Source organism: Caulobacter zeae (genome assembly GCF_002858925.1).
GTDB lineage: Bacteria > Pseudomonadota > Alphaproteobacteria > Caulobacterales > Caulobacteraceae > Caulobacter > Caulobacter zeae.
In genome coordinates this window covers 41682-66912 of the sequence record NZ_PJRS01000040.1, presented here as the reverse complement: position 1 = coordinate 66912, position 25231 = coordinate 41682, and the positions used below count along the sequence as shown (strand labels likewise).

Here is a 25231-nt window from a genome sequence, read left to right as displayed (position 1 = left end):
GGATCGCTCCAGCGATCACCGGCGTTTGCCCGGAAACCTCCACCAGGGAGACCCCGCTCCATGCGTCCGCTGATCCCGAGCCTCGCCGCCCTCCTGGTGCTGTCGGCCTGCGCCAGCAATCCCGCCCCGCGCGACACCGTCGCCAGGCTCGACGCCAGCCATCCGCGCTACGACAGCGCCAGGTGCCGCAAGGCCCGCGCCGAGGCCGAGCAGTATAACGAGCACCGCATCGTCCGCGCCGTGGTCGGCGTGGGCGGCAACGTGGTCATGCCCTTCGCCGGCGCCGCCGCGGGCGGCGCGCTGACCCACAGGCTGGAAAGAAAGAAGGCCAAGCTGAACCACGCGGTGGCCAAGGCCTGCCTCGACGATCCGCTGGCGCGCAAGGCCGTTGCGACGCGCTAAAGCGCCAGCGCCTGCTCGAGCGCGAAGGCCAGCGACAGGGCCGCGCCGGTGGTCAGCAGGGTGCGCAGGCGCGGACGCCAGGCGGGGCCCTCGTGGCTGGTGACGTCCCACAGCCATTGCAGCAGGAACACGAAGAGGAAGCCGGAAAGCTGCCAGGCGGCGCCGAAGCGCTCGGCTCCCAGCATCAGGGCCACGCCGGCCAGCGGCGGCAGCAGAGACAGGCCCAGCGTCATCCAGCGGGGCTGGACGTGGTCGATCTCGAGCCCGCAGCGCACGCCGCCGAGATACGAGAGCATCGCCGTCGAATAGGCCAGCAGCGCCACCAGCGCCGGGCCGCGCTGGCCCTGGGGTCCGTAGCAGAACAGCCCCGAGGCGATGACGAAGGGCGCCAGCGTGCAAAGGCCGAACACCCATACGGCGCGCGGAACCGGCACGCGTTCGGTCACGTGATCCGTCATCAGCTCGTCACTCCTCCGGCAGGCCCGAAGGCCTTCCCCCGCCCCGTCCGCGACCGCCGGCGTCCCGGCCGATCGCGCAAACCCTAGTCCGAACCGCGCCTGGGATTGTTTCACCCGGCCCGGTTTGCGTCGAAACGGTGACTATTACCGAGGTCGGCGGCGAGGTCCACGCTGGAAGTGGACAGCAAAACGCCCCCGGAGCGGGCTTCGAGGGCGCTTGCGAACTTCGGGCCCGGGCTGAGATCAGCGCGCGAAGGCCGACAGGCGGTTCAGGGTCTCGCCGTCCAAGGCGCCGGAGGCCGGCAGGTTCTGGTCGCGCTGATAGGCCTGGACGGCCATGCGCAGGGCTGGCGACGAAACGCCGTCCTTGGGGCCTTGGTAGTAGCCGAGACTGGACAACGCGCGCTGGGCGGTGGCCGTGCCGGCCGACGGCGCGGCGGCGGTCGCCACTTGCGTCGTGCGCGGCGCGGCGGCCAGGCGCGAGCGGAAGGCTTCGGCCGAGCGTTCGGCGATGCGCTGGCTTTCCGGCGTCAGCTGGCCGCGCAGGGCCGAGGCCCGACCGCGGGCGTCGGCGTCGCCGGCGCGAGCCGCGATCAGGTACCAGCGATAGGCCTCGGCGGGGTTCTGGGCGACGCCGCGACCGTTCTCGTACAGTTGGGCCAGGTTGAACTGGCTGTCGACCAGGCCGGTCTCGGCGGCCTTGCGGAACCAGTTGGCGGCCGTGGTCAGGTTCTTGGCCCCGCCGTCGCCGCGATAGGCGAACAGGGCGATGTTGTGCATGGCGCTGGGATCGCCGCCCTGGGCCGCGCGCTCGTACCAGCGGCGGGCCTCGACCAGGTCCTTCTTGACGCCGCCCTCGCCCATCTCGGCCATCTTGGCGAGCAGGAACTGGGCCTTGGGCTGGCCCAGATTGGCGGCCTTGCGCAGCGGAACCAGGCCGCCGCGATCCTTGGCTTCCAGGCGGCTGACCGCCTCGGCGAACAGGGCAGCGCCCTCGTCGACGGCGGCGGGCGCCGGCGCCTCGGCCTCGGCGGACGCCTGGGCCGCGCCCGGCTGGGCGGCGGGCGTGACGACGGCCATGGCCACGCGCGGCTGGGCCGGCGTGGTGTCGGCTTCGCCCGTCTTGATCTCGATGTCGGCGGCGCGACCGGCGATGGCGCGGGCCACGCGGTCGTTGAGCGCGCCGTCGTTGTCCTTGGGCAGCAGGGTCAGGCCGGCCGTGCCGACGCCCAGGGCCGCGGCCCCGGCCGAGACCAGCAGCGCGGTGACCAGGGTCGAGGACGTGCGCTTGTCCTTCTTCTGCAGCGCCTTGCCGAAGCCGGCGAACAGCGACTTGGCCGCGGCCTTGTCGGCCTTGGTCTTCGCCTTGGCCTTGGTTTCGGCGCCGGCGGCCGCGGCGCGGGCGGCGGCGCGGGCCTGCTCGATCACCTCGCGGGTCGACAGGGCGCGGGCCGGCGCCATCGGCAGTTCGGGCTCGGGATCGAAGGCGTCGGCCTCGAACGACGGCGCCTCGATGCGCGGGGTCGCGGAGAAGCCGTCGGCGGCCTCGAAGTCCTCGTCGGCGAAGCCGGGAGCCTCGGGCTCCTCGACCGGGAAGTCGGCGTCGAAGCCGCTGGAGGCCGACCAGCCGCTGTCGACGGTCGGGGCCGGCGCGGCGGCCTGCGGGGCGACGGCGGGGGCCTGGAAGGTCGCCTGCGGGAAGGCCGGCTGGTCGAACACGTCCTCGGAGACAGCCTCGGCGCCGAATGAGAAGCGGTCGGCGTCGAACGGCGAAGCCGCGGGCGCGGCAGCACGAGCCGGCGCCGGCGCGGGGGTCGGGGTCTCGGCCAGGCGACGCTGGGCGTCGGCCAGGCGGGTGTCGATCTTCTCGCGGGCCTCGTCGAGCAGGCGCGCGGTGCGCTCCTCCGACTGGCGGATGCGGTCGATCAGTTCCTGCGAGCTGCGCTCGGCGCGCTGGTTCAGGCGGTCGGTGACCCTGACCACCTGGTCGCCGACGTCGTCGATGGCCAGGGCGTTGCGACGCTCAGAGGCGCTGATGCGCTCGGCCAGCTTCTCGGTGATGCGCGCGATCTCGACGCCCAGCTTCTCGAGGGCCTGGGCCTGGACGCTGTCGGCGCGGTTCAGCTTGTGCTCGACGCTCGAAGCGATGCGGGCCACCTCGCCGCCGACCTGCTCGATGGCGTTGGCCTGGCGGGCTTCGGAGGTCTGAATGCGGCGGTTGAAGGCGTCGGCCAGGCCGACGACCTCGCGGCCCATGCGCTCGATCGCCTGGGCCGAGCGGGCTTCGGCGGCCTGGATGTGGGCGGTCATCTCGCCCAGCTTGCGCTCCATGCGGTCGAAGCGGCCGTCGGCCGTCTCGCGCAGCTTGGCGGCCATCTCGGCGCGCGCGGCCTCCATGCGGGCGGTAAGGCCGCCAGCCAGTTCCTCGAGGCGCTTCTGGGCGCTGCCGCCCTCGCCCTCGACGGCCGACAAGCGGGTGTCCAGCGCCTGGAACGAACCACCCAGTTGCTGCAACGCATCGGCGGTGCGGGCCTCGGCGGCTTCCAGGCGTTCCTGCAGGCGGGCGACGACCTCGTCGACGAGGCCGGCGGCGGGCGCGGCGGCTTGGGCGGCGACCTTGGCTTCCAGGGCCGCCAGGGTCTCGCGGGTGCGGCCTTCGCCTTCGTACAGGTGGTTGGCCACGCGGCCGACGGCGCTTTCCAGCGCGCGCAGGGCCTCGGCCGAGCGCGGGCCGGCGGCTTCGTTCTCGATGCGGCGCAGGCGCTCGGCGTTGCGGCCCTGCTCGGTCTTGATCTCGTCGGCCAGGCCCTCGAAGCGGGCGGCGACGGCGATCTGCTCGCGTTCGGAATGCGACAGGCGCTGCAACGCGCCGCGCACGGACTGGTCGATGCCGGTGATGGCCTGGGCCGAGCGGGCCTCGGCGACCTCGATGCGCTGGGTCAGGCGGTCAAGCGCCGACGCCATGCGGCCCACCTCGTCGGCGGGATGCTCAGGCGCCTCGATGCGCGGCGGCGCCTCGGCGCGATCGGCTTCAAGGTAAACAGAGCGGCCGTTCGAACGACCAGTATCGTTAACGGGATCGGCGGGAGGCGCGTCGAAACCGGCTGAATCACCCTCGATGATCATCCGGTTCAACCACTCGCCAAGGGTCATGCCCGAGCGACGGGCGAGGTCCTTGGCGACCTCCCGTGCCTTCGGGTCAATTCCCTTTACGCTCCATGGCGCTGCAGCAGTCATGCGAATCGCTCTCCCCGCACCTGGGGACCCACGCTAGTCACCGATTCCTAGCGTGTAAACGCGACGGTAAACGCTAGATTTAGCGTTCCTGTGGACAGGTTAACAGACACAGTTACCAAGGTATGTACAGAGGATTTGGTTCCAATGTGTTAATGCGTATTAACCTATTGCCAGACCGATTGTCGCAGGCCATCTGCGGCCCATGGACATGACCCTCACCCTGATCGCGGGCGCGACCACGCTCGCCCTCACCGTGCTGTTCGGCTGGCTGGGCGCGCGCCCTTCCAACCCGGCAAAGGGTCCGCGCATGGCGCCGTGGCGCCCGATGATGATGGCGACGGCGGTGGCGACCCTGCTTCTGGCCGCTCACGCGCTCAATCTTCTGGGCTTTAAGACGGGCGACCCGCGCTATTAGGCCGCGGCCTTTTCGTCAGGCCGGACATGCCGCCGGACGACAACAGGCCGATGTCGGCGAGCAGGAAAGGGATGGCCCAGCGTCGAGGCGCGGCAATGTAGCGCGGCTGCCAGACGGGGTCGTACTTGTCCTTGTAGCGGCGCACGCCCTGGAAATTGTAGATTCCCTCGCCGCGCTCGTAGAGCAGGCGACCCACGCGCGACATGATCGGGGCCAGCGGCCGGTCGTCCAGGCCCGCCAGCGGGGCCATGCCGAACTCGAACGCCGTATAGCCCTCCGCCTTGCCCCACTGCAGGAGCTCGACGAACAGGTAGTCCATGATGTTCTTGGGCGCCTCGTCGGAGTAGCGCATCAGGTCCATCGAGAACGAGGCCTTGTGGGCCGTGGTCCATAGGGTGGCGAAGGCGACGATGCGGCCTTCCGAGCGCACCAGGGCGACGGGGAACTCGGCCACGTAGCGCGGATCGAAGCCGCCCATCGAGAAGCTCTTCTCGCCGCCCGCGTGGTGGCCCAGCCAGGCGTCGGAGATCACCCGCAGTTCGGCCATCACGGTCATGGCCGCGCCGGCCGGCAGGACCTCGAACGCCGCCCCGCCCTCGCCGGCCTTGCGCCAGTTGCGGCGCAGGACCTCGCGGCGGCGGCCCGCCAGGGTGAAGCTCTCCAGCGGCACGATGGCGCTCTCGCCGGTCTTCTGGATCGCGAGACCCAGGTCGACGGTGTCAGGCAGGTCTTCCGGCCCCAGGGCGTAGAAGCCGGCGCGCGCGGCATGGGCGTCGGCCAGTTCGCGGAAGCGCCAGAACAGCTCCATGCGCTCGTCGTGGCGACCGATAGGCGGTCCCAGGGCGATCCACGAGCGGCGGCGCACGCCGAACATCAGGAAGCTCTCGCCCGAGGCCGAGAACAGGAAGCGCTTGTCGCCCAGCAAAGCCAGGTTCGAGGCCGGCTCGGCGGCCTCGGCCTTGGCCAGGATGGCGCGCACGCGGTCGAAGTCGGGGTCGGTGTCGTCGACGACGGGGGGCGTGGCCGGGGTGGCGATCAGCCGCCACACGCCGATGCCCATCAGCACCACCGCCGCGGCGATCGACGAGCGGATGGCGCGGGCGGCCTCGCGGTCGCCCATGATCCGCATCCACGAGCGGTCGGCGTATTCGACGTGGTTGAACATCCACCAGCCCAGGAACGCCGCCCCGCCGATGGCCGCGGCCGCCGACAGCAGCCAGCCGGGCGTGATCTCCATCCGCGACAGGGCCGCCTTGCGCGGGAAAGCCTCGTGGAACGGCAGGATGGCCACGAAGAAGGCGGTCAGGGTCGCCGTCTCTTCCCAGTTCAGGCCCTTGAAGATCGCCAGCACCGCGCCGGCGGCCAGCATCACCAGGCTGGCCCACCAGGCCGCGTCGAGGCGCGCGCGCAGGCCGAAGGCCAGCAGCACCAGCACGAGGCCGATGATCGACGAGACGAAGTGACTGATCTCGATCAGGGCCGACGGCGCGAAGGCCAGCAGGATCGCGAAACGCGTCGGCTCGGACGGGGTCGCACCCGACGCCAGCAGCAGCACGCCGGCCGAGGCGGCCAGGATGGCGGCGAGAGTCGGTGCGACCGCCAGAGCGGCGGGTCTCAGTTCTGGCGCGGACATCAAGACCCCTGAACGGCGAATCCCGGACCGGGAAACGTCATCGGCGCTTCTATAACGCGTCCAGGACGTTCTCGTCGCGCATGGCGATGCGAACGATTGTTTGAATCGACTTGCTCCCGGCGTTGCGTGGCGTAGTCTGGGCGCCGAAGCGGGCCGCCAAGCGCCCGGCACGATCCAGGGAGAGCCCGCCATGGCCGACTTCGGCGCCACCGAACTCGACACCTTCCGCGCCGAGACGCGCGCCTGGCTGGAGGCCAACTGCCCGCCGTCGATGCGCACGCCGATGACGGACGAGAAGGAAGCCCCCTGGGGCGGCCGCAAGGCGCAGTGGAAGAACCCCGACGCCAAGCTCTGGCTCGACCGCATGGCCGACAAGGGCTGGACCGCGCCGATGTGGCCCACCCAGTACGGCGGCGGCGGCCTTTCCAAGGCCCAGAACAAGGTGCTCGAGCAGGAACTGCGCCGCATCAAGGCCCGCCCCGCCCTGATGAGCTTCGGCGTCTGGATGCTCGGCCCGGTGCTGCTGGAGTACGCCACCGAGGAGCAGAAGCAGCGCTTCCTGCCCGGCATCGTGCGCGGCGAGACCCGCTGGTGCCAGGGCTACAGCGAGCCGGGCGCCGGCTCCGACCTCGCCTCCCTCCAGACGAAATGCGAGGACAAGGGCGACCACTGGCTGATCAACGGTCAGAAGGTCTGGACCAGCTATGCCGACCAGGCCGACTGGATCTTCTGCCTGGTGCGCACCGACACCAGCAAGAAGCACGAGGGCATCTCGTTCGTGCTGTTCGACATGACCTCGCCCGGAGTCGAGGCCCGGCCGATCAAGCTGATCAGCGGCTCCTCGCCGTTCTGCGAGACCTTCTTCGACAATGTGAAGGTTCCCAAGGAGCAGCTGGTCGGCAAGGTCAACGGCGGCTGGGAGATCGCCAAGCGACTCTTGCAGTACGAGCGCCAGAACATCAGCGCCTCGGGCTTCGGCGGCGGCGGCGGTCTCGACCCGGTCGATGCGGCCAAGGCCCATGTCGGCGTCGACAGCGAGGGCCGCATCGCCGACGGCGACCTGCGCGCGCGCCTCGCCGCTCACAAGATGGACGCCCACGCCTTCCTGCTGACCGTCCGCCGAGCCGAAGCGGAATCCAAGACCGGCTCGGGCCCCAGCGCCGCCGTCTCGATCATCAAGTACGCCGCCGCCAAGATGAACCAGGAGCGCACCGAGTTGCTGGTCGAGGCGCTGGGCCTGCAAGGTCTGGGCTGGGAAGGCGAAGGCTTCGCCCCCGACGAGATCGCCGCCCTGCGCGCCATGCTGCGCGCCAAGGGCAATTCGATCGAAGGCGGCACCAGCGAGGTCAATCTGAACGTCGTCGCCAAGCGCGTGCTTGGCCTGCTCGATCACCAGTGACAGCCTTCCGCCAAGCAGCGGAGACAAGGTCATGATCGAGTTCTGGTACGAGTTCGCCTCCACCTACTCCTATCCCGCCGCCATGCGGGTGGAGCACTTGGCCGACCAGGCCGGGGTGGTGGTGCATTGGCGCCCCTTCATCGTCGGCCCGCTGTTCAACGAGCAGCAGGGCCTGACCGACAGCCCGTTCAACGCCTTCCCGGTGAAGGGCGACTACATGTGGCGCGACCTGCAACGGGTCTGCGACCGCGAGGGCCTGCCGCTGCACCATCCCAGCCAGTTCCCGCGCAACAGCCTGCTGGCCGCGCGGGTGGCGATCTGCGGGCTGGAGGACGGCTGGACTCCGGCCTTCAGTCGCGCCGTCTACCAGGCCAATTTCGTCGACGACCTCGACATCGGCAGCCCCGAGGTCCTGGCCCCGCTGATCGCCGGCGTCGGCGCGGGACCCGAGCACGTCCTGGCCGCCGCCGCCTCGGCGCCGATCAAGGACCAGTTGAAAGACCACGTGCGCCAGGCCCGCGAGCGCGGGCTGTTCGGCGCCCCTTCCTTCGTCACCGCCGACGGCGAGCTCTTCTGGGGCAACGACCGTCTCGAACAGGCCCTCGACTGGGCCGTCCGCCATCAAGACATGGAGAGCGCCTGACATGGCCGTCCTGACCGAAGAACAGACGATGCTGCGCGACGCCGCCAAGGCCTGGTCGCAGGAAAGCGCCCCGGTCTCGGCCCTGCGCCGCCTGCGCAACGAGGGCTCCAGGCAGACCTTCGATCCGGCCGCCTGGAGCGAGATGGGCCAGATGGGCTGGGCGGGCGTGGTCGTGCCCGAGGCCTACGAAGGCTCGGGCTTCGGCTATCTGGGCCTGGGGCTGATCCTGGAAGAGACCGGCAAGACCCTGGCCGCCTCTCCCCTCCTCTCCACCGCCCTGATCGCCGCCTCGGCGCTGGAACTGGGCGGCTCGGACGCCCAGAAGGCCGCCTGGCTGCCCAGGATCGCCACCGGCGAGGCCGTCGCCACCCTGGCGATCGACGAGCACGCCCACCACAATCCGACGCGGATCGCGCTTTCAGCCACCACGAGCGGCGACGGCTGGGCCCTGAACGGGACCAAGACGTTCGTCCTCGACGGCGAGGCCGCCGACCTGCTGATCGTCGCCGCCCGCACCGGCGGGGCCAGCGGCGACACCGACGGCGTCACCCTGTTCCTCGTGCCCGGCGGCGCGCCCGGCGTCGTCCGCACCCACCTGTCGCTGGCCGACAGCCGCGGCGCGGCCCAGATCGCCTTCAACGGCGTCGAGGTCGGCGCCGACGCCGTCCTGGGCGCGGTCGGCAAGGGCTGGACGATCCTCGAGCCCGTGCTTGACCGCGCCTATGCGGGCCTGGCGGCCGAGATGCTGGGCACGGCCAGCGCCGCCTTCGAGATCACGCTCGACTATCTGAAGACCCGCACCCAGTTCGGTCAGGTCATCGGTACGTTCCAGGCCCTGCAGCACCGCGCCGCCAAGTGGTTCACCGACCTGGAGACGACCCGCTCGTGCGTCGAGGCCGCCCTGGAGGCCCTGGACGCCGGCGCCGACGCCCGCGCCCTGTCGTCCCTCGCCAAGGCCAAGGCCTGCGAGGTGCTGCACCTGGCCTCCAACGAGATGGTCCAGATGCACGGCGGCATCGGCATGACCGACGAGCACGACTCCGGCCTCTACATGAAACGGGCCCGCGTGGCCGAAGCCCTGTTCGGCGGGGCCTCGTTCCACCGCGACCGCTATGCGCGGCTGATGGGGTTCTAGAAAGCCGCGGGAAGCCCGGTCAGGCCGGGCTTCCCAGGATCTGCTGCTTCTTGGCCAGGAACTCGGCCTCGGTGATCAGGCCCTGGTCGCGCAGGCCAGCAAAGCGCAGGATCTGCTCGTCCTCGGGCAACTCGCGCGGCGACGGCCGGGTCAGAGCCCAGATCAGCGCCGCCGCCCAGCCCGCCACCGTCCATCCCAGCAGCAGGTTCAGCGCCAGGATCGACATCTTGCGCGGATGCCCCCGGCTGGAGGCCGCCCAGAACGGGATCAGGTAGACGAGGCCCGCCAGCACGACCTGTACGATCGCCGCGCCATAGACCAGCGCCCAATAGCTGAGATCCTGCAATCGTCCCTCCAACCATCGCCAGCGCTGGAACACGCCGACGCTCGCTTAAGGCGAGTTCGTATTCGTCATTTATGCAAGCGAGAGCGCGGGGTCCAGACCTTGGCCCTAGGAACCGCCCCCTCCCCGGCCGGTTCTCCTGCCTTACCGCAAAGCGCAGGAGCCGCCATGAGCACCGATCCCAACGACAAGACCGACGTCGAAAAGCGCCTCTGGAAAGAGATCGAGGAGGCCCGCTTCGGCATGCTGGGTCTCGTCCACAGCCACCAGCACTACCAGCCCATGACCGCCTTCGCCGAACCGGAGACCGGCCAGATATGGTTCTTCACCCGCGACGACACCGATCTGGCCCGGGCCGTGGCGGCCGATGGCGGCGACGCCATGTTCGTGGTCCAGGCCAAGGACGGCGACTTCCAGGCCTGCATCGGCGGACGCCTGAGCCGCGACCACGACACCGCCCGCATCCGGCGCTGGTGGTCGCCCATCGTCGCCGCCTGGTATCCCGACGGCCAGGATGACCCGCACCTGACCCTGCTGCGCCTGGACGCCCGCGACGCCGAGCTTTGGATATCCAAGGGCGGCGCGATCCGCTTCGCTTGGGAAATCGCCAAGGCCAACCTCACCGATCGCAAGCCCGACCTTGGAGATCGGGCCCATATCGGCATCGCCTGAGTCCGTTCACGGACTTAACCGAAGATCAGGGCCGCGCCGGCGACGGCGCGGCCTTTTCCTTGGGGAAAGTCCTGATCGCTCGTTGATTTCGCTGTAGTTTCAGCCCCCTTCAACACTCTTCGTCGGGAACCCGACATATGCGAGATAGTCGGAGCTATTACAGCTCATATGGCCACAATATAGCGCCAACTCGATTTAGGCCCGACAGCGCCTGCATTGCGTCGGCTACCTGACAGCGCCGCACCTCAGTCCTGCCTATAGCTTGCAACCCTTGCCGCAAGCCGGCGTTCGATTCGCCATGACAGGGCCTCTACATCCCTTGAAGAACCGTCTGCTCGCTTCCCTGCCCCCCGAGGATTTCGGCTACATCGCCGCCCAGCTGTCCCATCAGGACCTGGAGAAGGGGAAGCTGCTGTACGATCCCGGCGACCCGATCGACACGGTCTACTTCCCGCACGACTGCGTCATCTCGCTGATGACGCTGATGGAGAACGGCGCGGCCATCGAGTCGGCCACCATCGGCCGCGAGGGCGGACTTGGCCTGATGGCCGCGATCTCGTCGCGCCAGTCGTTGTCGCGCGCCATCGTCCAGGCGCCCGGCGGGGTTTCGCGCATCAGCGCCTCGGCCCTGCGCGAAGGGGTCGAGCGCAGCCCGGTCCTGCGCGACCTGATCGAGCGCCACAACGACGCGCTGTTCGGCCATGCGATCCAGTCGGTGGCCTGCAACGCCCTGCACGCGGTGGAGGCCCGCTTCTGCCGCTGGCTGCTGGGCTTCCGCGACCGCATAGACGTCGACACCATAAGCCTGACCCAGGAGTTCCTGGCAGACATGCTGGGCGTCCAACGCACCACGGTCACCGCCGTGGCCGGCGCCTTGCAGGCCAAGGGCCTGATCCGCTACCGCCGCGGCGTCGTCGACATCCTCGACCGCCCGGGCCTCGAGGCCATCGCCTGCGAGTGCTACGGCGCGGTGAGAAAGGGCTACGAGCGGCTGCTGCCCGAGCCGTTCGGGTCGTAAAGATCCCCCATGAGGGAGGTGGCCCAGAGGGCCGGAGGGGGGACGTTTTCAGCCGCCGAGGCGCTGGCCGTCCTCCCCCCACCGATCGCAAAGCGATCGCCTCCCCAGAGGGGGAGGTTCCTTCTACCGCTTCCTCACCGGGAACGGCGCATGCGCCAGGCGCAGCAGGTTGGCCGCGCCGGGGGCGCCGAAGGGCGTGCCGGCGACGATCAGGATGCGTTCGCCGGGCTTGGCCAGGTCCAGCTCCAGGGCCCGGGCGGCGGCGTCGGTGGTGACGACCTCCAGGCTGTCGGGCTGGGCCGAGACGCGCGGCTCGACGCCCCAGACCAGGGCCATGCGGCGCACGGCCTCGATCTTCGGCGACAGGGCCAGCACCGGCTGCAGCGGCCGTTCGCGGGCCAGGCGGCGAGCCGTGGCGCCCGTGGTGGTGAAGGCCACCAGGCACTTGGTCGAGCCAGACTTGGCCGCGCCGGCGGCGGCGACCACCAGCACGTCGGCGTCTTCGTCGACATGCGGCTGCTCGGCCTGCATCAGCTCGGGCCAGCGCGGGTCGCGTTCGACGCGCTCGATGATGCGGTTCATCATCGCCACCGACTCTTCGGGATAGTCGCCGGCGGCGCTTTCGGCCGACAGCATCACCGCGTCCGCGCCCTCGTAAACGGCGTTGGCCACGTCCGAGGCCTCGGCCCGGGTCGGGGTCGGCGAGCTGGTCATCGACTCCAGCATCTGGGTGGCGACGATCACCGGAATGCCGCGCTCACGAGCGGCGCGCAGAATTTCCTTCTGCGCCACCGGCACCTCTTCGGGCGCCATTTCGACGCCGAGGTCGCCGCGAGCCACCATCACGCCGTCGCAGAGGTCCAGGATCGGACCCAGGGTCTGCAAGGCCTGCGGCTTCTCGATCTTGGCCAGCACGGCGGCACGGCCTTCGACGATGCGACGCAGCTCGGCCATGTCTTCCGGCGCCTGCACGAACGACAGGGCGATCCAGTCGACGCCCAGGCGCAGCGCGAAGGCCAGGTCCTCGCGGTCCTTCGGCGTCAGGGGCGACATCGGGATGATGACGTCCGGCACGGCCACGCCCTTGCGTTCCGACAGCTTGCCGCCGTTGACGACCTTGGTCTCGGCGTAGCCGGGGCCGGCTTCGGTCACGGTCATCCGCAGCTTGCCGTCGTCGAGCAGCAGGGTCGCGCCCGGCTTCATCGCGGTCAGGATTTCGGGATGGGGAAGATGAACCCGCGTTTCGTCGCCCGGGGTCGGATCGGAATCGAACCGGAAGGCCTGGCCGGGCTTCAGCTGAACCGGACCGTCGGCGAACTTGCCGACGCGCAGCTTGGGCCCTTGCAGGTCGGCCAGGATGCCCAGCGGACGCCCGACCACCGCCTCCGCCGCGCGGATGGCGGCGTAGACGGCGGCGTGGGTCTCGTGGGCGCCGTGGCTGAAGTTCAGGCGGAAGACGTCGGCGCCGGCCTTGGCCAGCTTGACGATCATTTCCGGCGAACCCGAGGCCGGGCCGATGGTAGCGACGATGCGGGAACGACGCGCGCGGATCATGCGGCCGCTCCTTTGTCTTGGTGGGGGGTTACTTGGGACAGAAAGCGTCGCCCTCGTTGGACGCCAACTGGATTTCGGTGAGCGAAATCGTCAGCGGCCCCGAGGTGCTCAGGCCGAACGGAGACCAAACGTGCGCCATTTGGGCGCCCGCCGCCTGGAAACAGGAAAGTTTGATCTTGGCTGAACGCCATTCGCCGATTTTCGAGCCTGACAACGTTGACGTTACGTCTAGCCTCCCACCGCAGGATTCGCCACAACCGACAGTCAGATAAACCGGCGCAACCGGCGCCTTGTCGACTCGCCACCTCACGAGCACGGCCATGTCGCCGGTCGTCTGGCGCGACAGGTCGACCGGCGGGCCCTGAACGGCCAGCAGGCCTTCGCCCTCCCCGCTCCAGGTCGCCTGGCGGCCGTTCTCCTGGGCCCCGGCGTCGATCGTCTTGACCGCGCCGGCGCCCGAGAAGCTCAGCATCCACGGGGCCGGAACCCGGCCGGCCACGAAGTAGCGGTCGACGCTGGCGGCGGTTCCGAGGTCGCCGGCGCTCTCCGACAGCTGCGCCACCTTTGCGGGCTTGGCGTAGGACAGGCCGTAGCCATAGGCGAACTGCGGGTCGTAGCCGGGCTGGCCGCGGTTCAGCGGGCCCTGATCGGCGCGCTTGGGCCAGCTGAACGACAGCTTGCCGGTGAAGTCGCGCCTGGATTTCCCATCCTTGCCGGCCACCAGCACGTCGGCGACGCCGCCCCCTTCCGAGCCCGGCAGCCAGGCCGCGACGAAGGCGTCCGAAGCGTTGATCTCGGGGTTCACCCACAGCGGGCGCCCCGACAGGAACACCGCCACCACCGGGATACCCTGGGCTTTCAGCGTCTTGAGCAGCTCCAGATCGATCTTGCCGTTGGGCTGGTAGGCCAGGTTGGCCACGTCGCCCTGGAACTCGGCATAGGGATCCTCGCCGAACACCACGATGGCGACATCGGGCTTTTCGCCCGCGAACTTGCCGTCCTTGGCCAGGGTCGCCTTGCCGCCGGCCGCTTCCACCGCCTCCTTCAGGCCGCCCCAGATCGACTGGCCGTTGGGGAAGTCGCTGTTCTTGTTGCCCGTGCCCTGCCAGGTCAGGGTCCAGCCGCCCGAGGCCTTGCCGATGTCGTCGGCGTCGCCGGCCACCAGCACCTTGGCCCCGGCCTTGATCGGCAGCACGCCGTCGTTCTTCAGCAGCACCAGCGACTTGGACACCGCCTCGCGGGCGATGGCGCGGTGATCGGCCGAACCCAGGCGGTCGAACTTGCCTTGCACCTGGGGAGCAACGCGGTCGAACAGGCCCGACTTGACCTTCACCCGCAGGATCCGCCGCACGGCGTCGTCCAGCCGCGCCATCGGGATCTCGCCCGACTTCACCTGCTTCACGGTGTTCTCGTAGAGGCCCTTCCAGCTGTCGGGGGCCATGTACATGTCGAGCCCCGCGTTCATCGCCTGCGGGCACGAGACGTTCGAGCAGCCCTGAAGCTGGCCGTGGGCGTTCCAGTCGCTGACGACGAAGCCCTCGAAGCCCATGCGGTCCTTCAGGACGTCGGTGATCAGGGTCTTGTTGCCGGTGATCTTCTGGCCGTTCCAGCTGGAGAATGAGGCCATCACCGTCAGGATGCCGGCGTCGATGCTGGGCGGATAGCCCTGGGCGTGGACGGCGACCAGTTCCTGCTCGGAGATCACCGCATTGCCTTGGTCGCGGCCGTCCTGGGTGCCGCCGTCCGCGAGGAAGTGCTTGGCGCTGCCGGCGATGCGGCCCGGCGCGATCGGCTTGCCGGGGACGAGCCTGCCTTGCAGGCCCAGGGTCATCGGGCCCGAATAGCTGGCGACGATCTCGGGATCCTCGCCGTAGCCCTCATACGAGCGACCCCAGCGGTCGTCGCGCGGCACGGCCACCGTCGGCCCGAAGGTCCAGTCCCCGCCGACCACCGCCACCTCTTCGCCGGTGGCCTGGCCGATGCGCTCGATCAGGGCCGGGTCGCGCATGGCGCCCAGGCCCACATTGTGCGGAAAGATGGTGGCGCCGACGATGTTGTTGTGGCCGTGCACGGCGTCGATGCCGAACATCAGCGGGATCGGCGTGCGGCCCGGACGCTTGGCCAGGGCCTCCTTGCGATAGGCGTCGACCAGGTCGGTCCAGGCCTTGGGGGTGGCGCGGTCGTTGCCGTCGGGCGCCGAGTTGCCGCCGGCCAGGATCGAGCCCAGCGGATAGGTGGCCAGGTCCGCCGGGGTCATCGAGGCGATGTCGCCCTGGATCGTCTGGCCGACCTTCTCCTCGACGCTCATCTTGCCCATCAGCTGCGTGATGAAGGCCTCGGTCTTGGCGTCGGTGATGCTGGCCGGGCTCTTGGCCGCCGGCCATAGCGCCGGATGGGCCGTGGTCTGCGGCGTCGTCGCGATCAGGCTCGGCTCGGCCGCCAGCGCCGGCAGGGCCAGGCCCACGGTCAAGGCCAGCGACGAGGCGCGAAGGAGCGGACGGCGAAGGTTCATGACGGTGCCCTTGAAAGCGAGAAAATCGGAAAAGATCGGCGCGGCGAGCCCGCCGCGCCGCAGTGGGAGCAACCCCTTGCAGGAGGGGCCTCCAGCCACCGCCGTCGGCCGGAGGGGGGACCGAACAGCCGAAGGCGGCATCCCGTCGACGAATACAGCGTCGACGCTGGAGCGGGATGAATGACGAGAAGCGGAGACGAGGCCCCGGCGACGCGGTCGCGCGCCGATCGGCCAAAGCGGTTTCCTTCCCTGGTTTCGTTGCGCGACCGCCCTGCCCGCCGCCCCTTCGAGGCGCGTGGCGATAGCGGTCACATCGATCAGACACCATTTCTTGACAGCGCTGTCTATCCTCTTTTTGTATCGTTTCGTTGCGCGAGGTTCCGTACTGCCCTCAGGCCGCGGGTCGCCTCTGTCCGGCCACCTGGTCCAGCGCCGCGTCGTGCAGGGGCGCGGCCTGGACGATCTCGGCCACGCGCCGCCGCCAGCCCGCCAGGCCCTCGCGCACCTGTGAAAGGTTGGAGAGATCGACCAGCGGGTCGTAGGCCTGTGGCCGCACGCCCATGCCCTCCAGCACGTAGAACCACGACAGCTCGGTGAAGAGCTCGGTCGGCCGGTGCGGAATGCGCCCCGTGCCGCGGTAGAGCGCCAGGCGCTCGGCCAGGTCCGGCGGCAGCGTCGCGGCCGCCCGCTCGCGCCAGAACGGCTCGTCGCGCCGGGTGGGCTGGTAGTGCAGCACGATGAAGTCGCGCGCGGCCTCGTACTCGGCGATCAGCGCCTTGTTGTAGTCGGCGATGTTGGCGCCGTCGAAATCCTTGTCCGGGAAGTGGTCGAGCAGCTTCATCAGGCCGCTGGTCACGAAGTGGATGCTGGTCGACTCAAGCGGCTCGATGAAACCCGAGGCCAGGCCCAGCGCCACGACGTTGCGGTTCCAGAACGCCTTGCGGCGACCGCCGGTGAACCTCAGCACGCGCGGCTCGGTCAGCAGCTTGCCGGCCTCTCCCTCGAGGTCGGCCAGGGCCTCGTCGTCGCTGACATGGGCGCTGGAATAGACATAGCCGTTGCCGGTGCGATGGCGCAGCGGGATCCGCCAGCGCCAGCCGGCCGGCCGCGCCGCGGCCTGGGTGAAGGGCGGCGGGTTGGCGTCGCGCCCGGTCAGGCCGGCCACCGCCCGGTCGCAGGGCAGGAAGGCGCTCCAGTCCTCGTAGCCGGTCTTCAGCGCGCCCTCGATCAGCACGCCGCGGAAGCCCGAACAGTCGATGAAGAGGTCGGCCTCCAGTCGTTCGCCGCCATCCAGGACCAGGGCCTCGACGAAGCCGTCATCCTTCAGGGTCGCGCCCTCGACGCGCCGCTCCAGCCGGCGCACGCCGCGCTGCTCGGAATAGGTCCGCAGGAACCTGGCCACCAGGCCGGCGTCGAAATGCAGGGCATGGCGCATGCCGCCAAGAGGCCCCTGCCCTTGCCCGTCAAGCCCTTGCCCGTCTGCGAAGGCCATGCGGCCGGCGTCGCCGAGCGCCGTAGCCAGGCTGTAGGCCTCGAGACGGGGATCGTCGCCCGCCGCGACAAGCCGATGCCAGACGTGATGGAAGGGCCGACGGTCGACCGACGGCCCGAAGGTTCCGAACGGATGCCAGTAGCGCTCGCCCACGACCCGCCAGTCGTCGAAGCGGATGCCCAGCTTGAAGCTGCCCTCGGTGGCGGCCATGAACTGGCCCTGGTCGATCTCGAGCAGCCGCAGGAAGTCGACGATCGGCGGGATGGTCGCCTCGCCCACCCCGACGGTGGGGATCTCGGCGCTTTCGACCAGGGTGATCGTCGTCTTCGTCCCGCGCAGCACCTGGGCCAGCACGGCGGCGGCCATCCAGCCGGCGGTGCCGCCGCCGAGGATGGCGATCGAGCCTATGGCGCGATCCATGGCGTTTCCTCCCCGTTCGCACCCTCTGGCGGAGCGCGTGTCAGGAAAAGAGCCGGCGGCGGGCTCGCAAGACTGTCCGCCGCCGGCATGAGAGGACTTACATCCCCAGCTTGAACCGCGCGCCCAGCACGATGCGGCGATCGGCCGTGGCGTAGCGGAACGGCAGGTTCTCCCACTGGAGATAACGGCCGGTGGGCTCCTCGGTCAGGTTGATGCCCTCCAGCACGATCTTGATCGCCGGGGTCACCTGGTAGCCGACCTGGGCGTCGAGCTGGCCATAGGCCCGCTCCCACGTGCCCAGGCTGTGGCGGTCCGCGCCCGAGCCGAACGAGAAGTCGCCCTGGTAGCTCTTGTCGCGCCAGGCGTAGGAGACGCGGGCCTCGAAGCCGTGGCCCTCGTAGAAGCCCTGCAGGTTGAAGGCGTGCTTGGCCACCCCCGGGATCGGCAGGTTGTCGTCATAGTCGTTCGACTTCGAGGTCTCGGAGTCCGAGAAGGTGTAGTTGGCGTTGAAGCCGAACCCGTTCTCGAAGGCGTACTGCGCCGCCAGTTCGACGCCCTTGATGCTGCCGCCGTCGCCGTTCACCGGCGCGGTGTAGACGCCCAGGGTCGCCCCCTCGACCGAGCCGTCGGCCACGGTGCGCGGCACGGTGTCGGTCTGGATGAACGAGTCGACGCTCTTGTAGAAGAACGCCCCCGAGACGATGCCGCTACGACCGATATAGCGCTCGTAGGCGATGTCGAACTGCGAGGCGCGGTACGGGTCGAGGTCCGGGTTGCCGCCGCTGCCGTTAGTGTAGAGGAAGCGGTTGAGATTCGGACCCGGCGTCGAGCTGCGGGTGAAGTTGAAGGCCGAGCCCTGGCCCAGCTGGAACAGGTCCTGACGCGACACGACCCGGGCCGCCGACACGCGCACCTTGTCGCTGTCGTTGACGTCGAACACCGCGCTCGCGCTGGGCAGGACGTCGGTATATTCGCGGGTGGTCTTGATGGCGTCCGGATTGCCGATCACGCCGTTCCAGCTGTCGGTGCCCCAGTACCACGGCGTGGTCGGGGTGCCGCTGGAGTCGATGGTCAGCTCGGTGCGGACCACGCGGACGCCGGCGTTGACGTGATAGCGATCGTCCGAGCCGCCCAGGTCGACCATGCCATAGCCGGTCGTCGTGCGCTCCTTGATGCGGAACGACTGGATCGGGTCGGCGAACTTCTTGAACGGCGTCGAGGAATAGAGGTTCGACAGCCAGGCGACCGGATTTTCCATCTGGCTGCGGTTCTGGAACAGCGCCGTGATGCCGCCGACCGTCAGGGTCTCGAACCGCTCGGGGTTCGACGCCGCCGTCTGGTAGGGCGTGATCAGGGCCGGCGAGGCGCCGAAGCGGCCATCGTCGGTGGCGGTCTGGCCGCAGTTCGGGCGGCCCGGCGTGCCGGCCGGCAGGCCGCACGACTTGAAGCCGATGGCGCCGTCCTGGAAGTAGCCGTACGGCGTCCAGTCCTGGCCGAAGGACCGGCCGTTCAGCTCGCCCTTGCCCGAATAGTCGGCCAGCAGCTGCCAGAACTCCGAGTCGATCTTGCGCTCGGCGTAGCGGAGGCCGGCGCTGATCACCAGGTCGCCGCTCTCGCCGAACTCCGGCCGCCACTTCAGGTCGCCGCGGATCGAGGTGTTGTCGATCTGGGTGTCTTCACCGAACACCCAGTGCGACTTGGCGAACACGCTGGACGGCGTGGTGAACTGGGCGGCGTTGGCCGGCGTGAAGCGCGGATTGTCGCCGTTGGCGTAGCTGTAGGTGAAGGTCGCCGGCGCGGTGGCGTTGGGCGTCAGGCCCGCGGCCGTGCCGTTGCGCACGGTGTACTGGGTGTAGCGCACGTCGTTGTTGGCGCTGGCGCTCTCGTAGTCGGCGGTGGAATAAGCCGCGCGCACGCTGCCGGTCACCCGCCCGCCGTTGTCCCAGTTCAAGGCGACCTGGAAGTTGTCGGTCTTGGCCTGGGAGTCCTGCAGGTACGAGGTGCCCTCGGCCGAGTTGGCGGTGACCGTACCGCTCTGCAGCACGCCGTTGCTGTCGACGCTGGCGCCGGCCGCGTAGGTGGCGTTCTCGTTGGCGAACGGGAACTTGATAGAGGCTTCGCTGGTCTTGATCTTCAGGTCCGAGTGGAACCAGTCGCCGGTCAGCTGCAGCGACTCGGTCAGGGCGAAGTCGAGGTTGATCGACGCGCCCAGACGCTTGCGCTCCTGGTCGCGATAGGTGGCGTAGCGATATTCCGGCGACCACACGTCGAGGGTTCCGCCGCCGACCACCGGCCGGTCGTTGAACGCCCAGCCGCCGCGGTTCTCGCCGCCCAGCACGTCGGTGTGCAGCTCGGTCTTGTCGTAGGACAGCGTGCCCAGCACGGCGAAGCGGTCGCTGAACTTGTAGCCCAGCACCAGCGAGCCGGTCGGGTTCCAGTCGGTCTCGCCGGCCTTGTTGCCGCGCAGGTCGCCGGCGATCGTGACGTCGTCGCGCAGGGACCGGGCGTTGCGGGTCTTCAGGTTGATGATGCCGCCCAGGCCGCCTTCCAGCAGCGAGGCGTCCGGCGACTTGTAGACGTCGACGCCGCCGATCAGTTCGGACGGGATGCCTTCCAGCGAGTTGGTCTGGTTGATCTTGCCCTCGCCCAGGCGAAACAGCTCCATGCCCGAGACGAAGATGTCGTTGTTCAGGACGGTGACGTTCTGGTCGAGGCCGCGGATACGCACCCGGGTGCCCTGGCCGTTCTCGCGGTCGATCTGCACGCCGGGCAGGCGCTGCAGCGACTCGGCGATGTTCTGGTCGGGGAACTTGCCCATGTCCTCGGCGGTGACCGACTCGATGATCAGGTTCGAGTTCTTCTTGGCCGACAGCGCGCTCTGCAGCGAGGCGCGGAAGCCGGTGACGATCACTTCTTCAACCGCAGATGGTTCCTGGGCCGAGGCCGGCGCCGCCGCATCGGTGGCGGCGGTCTGGGCCAGGGCCTGGCCCGCGCCCATCAGGACGACCGAGGACGCCGCCGCCATCAGCGCGTACCGGGTCGCGTAAGTCTTCGAAATCATGAGCATTCCCCTAGGTTACGGCCGCAGAGAGCCGATCTCCGCCGACGGTGTCGACGTGGGCAAGTTCGCCAGTTTTGCGGGATGCCTTGCGCATCCTCCCTTGTTCTCCGACCCTTCTCGGGGGTCGGCGGATGCAACCTAGGAGTAACGCGACAGCGCTGTCAATGGACAACGCTGTCAATCGCGTAACAAAATTCTCTTTGGGTGTTTGTACGATTTATCGGCTGAAAGCCGCGAAGCCTTGCGGGAAAAGGCTTCGCGGCGCCGAGCATGCGGCCGGCCTGGCGCCGGCCGCGAGGGCCGTGATCAGCCGATCTGTTCGATGATGTGTTCGCGCAGTTCAGCGCGGGTGAGTCCCGGCCACGCCCACTCGGTGCGGGCAGGCGGCGTCACGGCGCGCGAATGCGGTTGGGTGCGGGGCTTGCGCTGAGCGGCGGCCGCACGGGCGGTATTGGTGTTCATTTAATTCCAGACAGGGCTCGGCGTGTCGCCGAACCAAAAGTTCAACAAAGGGTGGAAAGCCCGAAGGCGGCGTTCGAAACGCCGCACGAGATGGGCGATGGAGCACATTGCGCAACTTGCCTGACAGGCAGGGCGCGATCAGCTCTGACGCTCATATGGTGAGCCGATCGCAATGTTCAACCCCGCCGCAAGCAGCGGCGAGCAGATTTTTTCACCAAGACGAAACGGGGAGCGACAGTCGCCCCTACCCCGCCGCCAGTCCGGTGCTTTCGCGGACCACCAGCTCGAAGTCGAGCAGGCGCGAAGGAGCGACGCCGTCCTCGCCCTTCAGCGCGCCGCTGAGCAGCAGGTCGGCGGCCGCCGCGGCCATGGCCTGGATCGGCTGGCGCACGGTGGTCAGTTGCGGCCATACGACCTTGGCGCCGGGCGTGTCGTCGAAGCCGGCGACCGACAGGGTGTCGGGCACGTTCAGCCGCAGGCGATTGGCCACGGCCATGACGCCCAGGGCCATGTCGTCGTTGGAGGCGAAGATCGCCGTCGGCCGGTCCTCGCCCGCCAGCAGGGTCTCGGCAGCCTCGAAGCCCGAGCGGAAGGAGAACCAGCCCTGGGCGACGCGATCCTCGCGCACGACCAGGCCGTGGTCGGCCATGGCCTTGGCGTAGCCGTCGTAGCGCAGGTGGGCCGCGCCGTGGTCGGGGTGGCCCTTGATGAAGGCGATGTCCTTGTGGCCCAGCTTGATCAGGTGGGCGGTCATGTCATAGGCGGCGGCCATGTCGTCCATGCGCACATAGGCCGAGCGGTCCAGGTCCTTATCCGGCGACAGGCGCACATACGGCACACCCTCGGCGTCCAGCACGTCCAGCACGCGCACGTCGTCGCAGACCGGCGGGGTCAGGATCACCCCGTCCATCCGCAGGGTGGCCAGCATCGGCGCCACCTGCTCCTCGACGTCGCCCTCGGAATCGAGCGGCTCGACGATCAGGTGATAGCCTTCCGTCCTACACCGTCCGATCGCCCCCAACTGCACGTCGGTGACGTAGGCGGGGCTGGGGTTGTCGAAGAACACGCCGATCAGATAGGCCTTCGAGCCCGCCAGGCTGCGGGCCGAGATGTTGGGACGGTAGTTCAGCGCCGCCACGGCCTCCTGCACCCGGTCGCGGGTGTCGGCCTTGACGTTGGGCTCGCGGTTCAGCACCCGCGACACGGTCTTGATCGAAACGCCCGACATGCGGGCGACGTCGTGGATCGTAACCTTGGCGTTCAAGAAATGGCCTCGCGCGGCGTTGATTCAGCCTTCAAGCGAGACAACAAGCCATGACAACCTTGTCAAGGCGACCCCTTTTTGAACGAAGGGGCCCAAAGCGGGGGTTCTAGCGGCGACTTCCGCGGCGGAAACCTCGTCCTTCGACGGGCTCAGGATGAGGTTTCTATACGTCCAGAACGCCGGCCGTGGTCCTCATCCTGAGCGTGTCGAAGCATGCCCTTGGGCGGGCCGCGCCAGCGGCGCGATCCGATGGGGACGAGGACCACGCACTGGCTCAGGAAAACCAGCCCTACGAAATCGAGGCCTGGCCGTCCGGCGTCATCGCAACCGCAGCCCCGATCAGGGCGGTATGCGGGTGCAGGATCACGTGGGTCGGGATGTCGCGCACATAGTCGCTCAGCCGGCCCTTGGCCTCGAAACGCTCGCGGAAGGCGCTGGCTTCCAGGAGGTCGATGATCCGCGGTGCGATGCCGCCGGCGATGAACACGCCGCCGCGCGCGCCCAGCGCCAGGGCCAGGTCGCCGGCGACCGAGCCGAGGATGGCGCAGAAGCGCTCGACCGTGGTCTTGCAGCACTCGCGGCCGGCCACGGCGCCTTCGGTGATGGCCTTGGCGGCCAGTTCCTCGACCGGGCGGCCCTCGATCTTGGCCAGCAGGACGTGCAGGTCCTCCATGCCCGGACCGGCCAGGATCCGCTCGACCGACACCCGGCCGTACTTGGCCTGGAGGCCGCGCAGGATCTCGATCTCCAGCTCGTCGACCGGGGCGAAAGAGATGTGGCCGCCTTCGGTCGTCAGCGGGGTGTCGCAGCCGTGGCGGCGCACCATGCCGGCGGCGCCGAAGCCGGTTCCCGGGCCGATGATCGCCAGATCGCCCTCGCCCGAGGTCGGCAGCGGGCCGATCTGGCGCAGGTCCTTGGGGCTCAGGCGCGGCGCGGCCAGGGCCTGGGCCGTGAAGTCGTTGATCAGCCGGGCGTTACGGAAGCCGCCCGCCCGGCGCAGGCTGTCTTCCGACAGGCGCCAGTCGATGTTGGTGAAGTGAACGGCGCCATGCTCGATCGGGCCCGCCACCGCGACCACGGCCTGGTCGGGGTGCTTGACCCCCACCTTGGCCAGATAGTCCTCGATGGCGTCCTCGGCCGTGTCGTAGTCCTCGCCCTTGTAGGCGGTGGGCTCGATCAGCCGGGGATCCGGACCGTCGAAGTCGACCAGGGCGAAGCGGGCGTTGGTCCCGCCGATATCGCCTACCAGACCCAGCCCGTGTGCGTTGGCGCCGTTCATGGGTTTCCCGTTCCCTTTAAGCAAACAGCACGGACGCGCCGGCGTCGGCGGCGCCGACCCCGTGTCGCATCCAGCTGAACAGTTCGCGCCCGAAGCCCGGCTTGGACGCCGGGACTGGTGCAGGCGTGCGGGCGAGGAGTTCCGCCTCGTCCACATGGATGAAAAGTTCGCCGGTGTCGGCGTTCATGGTGATGACGTCGCCGTCCTGCACGTAGGCCAAAGGCCCGCCCTTGGCGGCTTCCGGCGTCACGTGGATGGCGGCCGGGGTCTTGCCCGAGGCGCCCGACATGCGGCCGTCGGTGACCAGGGCCACCTTGTGGCCGCGGTCCAGCAGCACCGAGATCGACGGCGACAGGTTGTGCAGTTCGGGCATGCCGTTGGCCGACGGGCCCTGGAAGCGCACCACCACCACGACGTCGCGGTCGAGCTCGCCGCGCTTGAAGGCGGCGATGAAGTCTTCCTGCTCCTGGAACACGGCGGCGGGCGCGGTGATCACGTGGTGCTCGGGCTTCACGGCCGAGATCTTGATCACGCCGCGACCGAGGTTCCCGGCCAGCAGCTTGAGGCCGCCTTCCTTGCTGAAGGGGTTCTCGACCGGGCGTAGGATGGCCTCGTCGAGCGAGGTTTCCGAGCCTTCGCGCCACTTCAGCTCGTCGCCGTCCAGGTAGGGCTCCTGGTGGTAGTTCGACAGGCCAGGACCGGCGATGGTCAGCACGTCCTCGTGGGCCATGCCGGCCTTCAGCAGTTCGCGCACCACGAAGGCCATGCCGCCGGCGGCCTGGAAGTGGTTCACGTCGGCCGAGCCGTTCGGATAGACCTTGGCCAGCAGCGGCACGGCCTTGGAGATGTCGTCCAGGTCTTCCAGCGTCAGGATGATCCCGGCCGCGCGGGCCATGGCCACGATGTGCAAGGCCAGGTTGGTCGAGCCGCCGGTGGCCATCAGGCCGACAACGCCGTTGACCACGGCCTTTTCGTCGATGACGCGGCCGACCGGGATCCACTCGTTGCCCTTGTGGGTGACGGCGGCGACGCGACGGGCGGCTTCCTTGACGAGAGCGCTGCGCAGCGGGGTGTTGGGATGCACGAAGGCCGAGCCCGGCAGGTGCAGGCCCATCAGCTCCATCAGCATCTGGTTGGTGTTGGCCGTGCCGTAGAAGGTGCAGGTGCCCGGGCCGTGATAGCTGGCGCTCTCGGCGGCCAGCAGTTCGTCGCGGCCGACCTTGCCCTCGGCGTAGAGGGCGCGGATGCGGGCCTTCTCCGAGTTGGGCAGGCCCGAGGTCATCGGGCCGGCCGGCACGAACACTGCCGGCAGGTGGCTGAAGGCCAGGGCGCCGATGACCAGGCCCGGCACGATCTTGTCGCAGACACCCAGGTACATGGCCGCGTCGAACGCGTCGTGGGTCAGGGCGACGGCCGTGGCCATGGCGATGACGTCGCGCGAGAACAGCGACAGCTCCATGCCGGGACGGCCTTGGGTGACGCCGTCGCACATGGCCGGCACGCCGCCGGCGAACTGGGCCGTGGCGCCGGCCTCGCGGGCGGCTTCCTTGATCAGCGCCGGATACTCTTCCAGCGGCTGGTGGGCCGACAGCATGTCGTTATAGGCCGAGACGATGCCGAGGTTGGGCGCGTTCGGGTCGAGCGCGCGCACCTTGTCGGCGGCCGGCGAGGCGGCGAAGGCGTGGGCCCAGTTGGCGCAGGACAGCTTGGCGCGGCCCGGCTGGGCCAGGGACGCGGCTTCCATCTGGGCCAGATAGGCCTCGCGGGTCGGACGGCTGCGCTCGATGATCCGCTGGGTGATCTGCGCGATGACGGGATTGAGGGCCATCAGA

Annotated in this window: 19 protein-coding genes; 7 read left to right on the top strand and 12 right to left on the bottom strand. The window is 69.3% G+C overall.

Features of this window, described 5'->3' with window-relative positions; all coding sequences use genetic code 11:
- Positions 1–60 precede the first annotated feature (60 nt).
- The gene (locus tag SGCZBJ_RS18950) at positions 61–402 is read left to right on the top strand and encodes a hypothetical protein (protein ID WP_101719511.1); all 342 of its coding nucleotides are present in this window, start codon (positions 61–63) and stop codon (positions 400–402) included.
- On the opposite strand, the gene SGCZBJ_RS18945 is transcribed toward SGCZBJ_RS18950, so the two are convergent.
- Both SGCZBJ_RS18945 and SGCZBJ_RS18940 read right to left on the bottom strand, forming a co-directional pair.
- Positions 399–860 carry a DUF3429 domain-containing protein gene (locus SGCZBJ_RS18945; RefSeq protein ID WP_101719510.1) on the bottom strand — a complete coding sequence of 154 codons (462 nt, stop codon included), beginning with the start codon at positions 858–860 and terminating at the stop codon, positions 399–401. The genes SGCZBJ_RS18950 and SGCZBJ_RS18945 overlap by 4 nt on opposite strands.
- Positions 861–1103: 243 nt before the next feature.
- Entirely contained in the window at positions 1104–4097 is a 2994-nt protein-coding gene (locus tag SGCZBJ_RS18940) for an SEL1-like repeat protein (RefSeq protein ID WP_101719509.1), read from the bottom strand.
- A 208-nt stretch (positions 4098–4305) separates the two neighbouring features.
- On the opposite strand from SGCZBJ_RS18940, the gene SGCZBJ_RS18935 reads away from it, so the two are divergent.
- Positions 4306–4512: a hypothetical protein gene (locus SGCZBJ_RS18935; RefSeq protein ID WP_338065463.1), complete on the top strand. Its 207-nt coding sequence runs from the start codon at positions 4306–4308 to the stop codon at positions 4510–4512.
- Here the strand turns inward: SGCZBJ_RS18935 and SGCZBJ_RS18930 are convergent.
- Positions 4487–6145, bottom strand: coding sequence for a phosphatidylglycerol lysyltransferase domain-containing protein (locus tag SGCZBJ_RS18930; protein WP_101719507.1), 1659 nt, complete (start codon positions 6143–6145; stop codon positions 4487–4489). The genes SGCZBJ_RS18935 and SGCZBJ_RS18930 overlap by 26 nt on opposite strands.
- Before the next feature lie 190 nt (positions 6146–6335).
- Between SGCZBJ_RS18930 and SGCZBJ_RS18925 the strand changes: the two genes are divergently transcribed.
- The 3 genes from SGCZBJ_RS18925 to SGCZBJ_RS18915 are packed head-to-tail and all read left to right on the top strand — an operon-like array spanning position 6336 to position 9322.
- Positions 6336–7544, top strand: coding sequence for an acyl-CoA dehydrogenase family protein (locus SGCZBJ_RS18925; RefSeq protein WP_101719506.1), 1209 nt, complete (start codon positions 6336–6338; stop codon positions 7542–7544).
- 31 nt (positions 7545–7575) lie between these two features.
- Positions 7576–8187, top strand: a complete 612-nt coding sequence (locus SGCZBJ_RS18920; RefSeq protein ID WP_101719505.1) for a 2-hydroxychromene-2-carboxylate isomerase — start codon at positions 7576–7578, stop codon at positions 8185–8187.
- Position 8188: 1 nt separating this feature from the next.
- Positions 8189–9322 (top strand): acyl-CoA dehydrogenase family protein, encoded by a 1134-nt coding sequence (locus SGCZBJ_RS18915; protein ID WP_101719504.1) that lies wholly within the window; start codon positions 8189–8191, stop codon positions 9320–9322.
- Between the two features lie 19 nt (positions 9323–9341).
- Here the strand turns inward: SGCZBJ_RS18915 and SGCZBJ_RS18910 are convergent, their stop codons facing one another.
- Entirely contained in the window at positions 9342–9668 is a 327-nt protein-coding gene (locus tag SGCZBJ_RS18910) for a superinfection immunity protein (protein ID WP_101719503.1), read from the bottom strand.
- A 165-nt stretch (positions 9669–9833) separates the two neighbouring features.
- Here SGCZBJ_RS18910 and SGCZBJ_RS18905 point away from each other — a divergent pair, with 165 nt between their 5' ends.
- Entirely contained in the window at positions 9834–10337 is a 504-nt protein-coding gene (locus SGCZBJ_RS18905; RefSeq protein WP_101719502.1) for a pyridoxamine 5'-phosphate oxidase family protein, read from the top strand.
- Positions 10338–10656: 319 nt separating this feature from the next.
- Entirely contained in the window at positions 10657–11355 is a 699-nt protein-coding gene (locus SGCZBJ_RS18900; protein WP_240621570.1) for a Crp/Fnr family transcriptional regulator, read from the top strand.
- Between the two features lie 123 nt (positions 11356–11478).
- Here SGCZBJ_RS18900 and pyk read toward each other — a convergent pair whose 3' ends face one another.
- The 8 genes from pyk to edd all read right to left on the bottom strand — a co-directional run bounded on the left by pyk (position 11479) and on the right by edd (position 25227).
- Entirely contained in the window at positions 11479–12909 is a 1431-nt protein-coding gene (gene pyk / locus SGCZBJ_RS18895) for a pyruvate kinase (RefSeq protein WP_101719500.1), read from the bottom strand.
- Between the two features lie 28 nt (positions 12910–12937).
- Positions 12938–15421 (bottom strand): glycoside hydrolase family 3 protein, encoded by a 2484-nt coding sequence (locus SGCZBJ_RS18890; protein ID WP_101719499.1) that lies wholly within the window; start codon positions 15419–15421, stop codon positions 12938–12940.
- Positions 15422–15812: 391 nt separating this feature from the next.
- The gene (locus SGCZBJ_RS18885) at positions 15813–17333 is read right to left on the bottom strand and encodes a tryptophan halogenase family protein (RefSeq protein WP_101719498.1); all 1521 of its coding nucleotides are present in this window, start codon (positions 17331–17333) and stop codon (positions 15813–15815) included.
- A 97-nt stretch (positions 17334–17430) separates the two neighbouring features.
- A complete protein-coding gene (locus SGCZBJ_RS18880; RefSeq protein WP_101719593.1) occupies positions 17431–20394 on the bottom strand; it encodes a TonB-dependent receptor in 2964 nt (987 codons plus the stop codon).
- Positions 20395–20700: 306 nt separating this feature from the next.
- The gene (locus tag SGCZBJ_RS25745; protein ID WP_165799379.1) at positions 20701–20856 is read right to left on the bottom strand and encodes a hypothetical protein; all 156 of its coding nucleotides are present in this window, start codon (positions 20854–20856) and stop codon (positions 20701–20703) included.
- Positions 20857–21100: 244 nt separating this feature from the next.
- Positions 21101–22120, bottom strand: a complete 1020-nt coding sequence (locus SGCZBJ_RS18875; protein ID WP_101719497.1) for a LacI family DNA-binding transcriptional regulator — start codon at positions 22118–22120, stop codon at positions 21101–21103.
- 289 nt (positions 22121–22409) lie between these two features.
- Positions 22410–23399, bottom strand: a complete 990-nt coding sequence (glk, locus tag SGCZBJ_RS18870; RefSeq protein ID WP_101719496.1) for a glucokinase — start codon at positions 23397–23399, stop codon at positions 22410–22412.
- Between the two features lie 16 nt (positions 23400–23415).
- Positions 23416–25227, bottom strand: coding sequence for a phosphogluconate dehydratase (edd, locus tag SGCZBJ_RS18865; RefSeq protein ID WP_101719495.1), 1812 nt, complete (start codon positions 25225–25227; stop codon positions 23416–23418).
- Between the last annotated feature and the right edge of the window lie 4 nt (positions 25228–25231).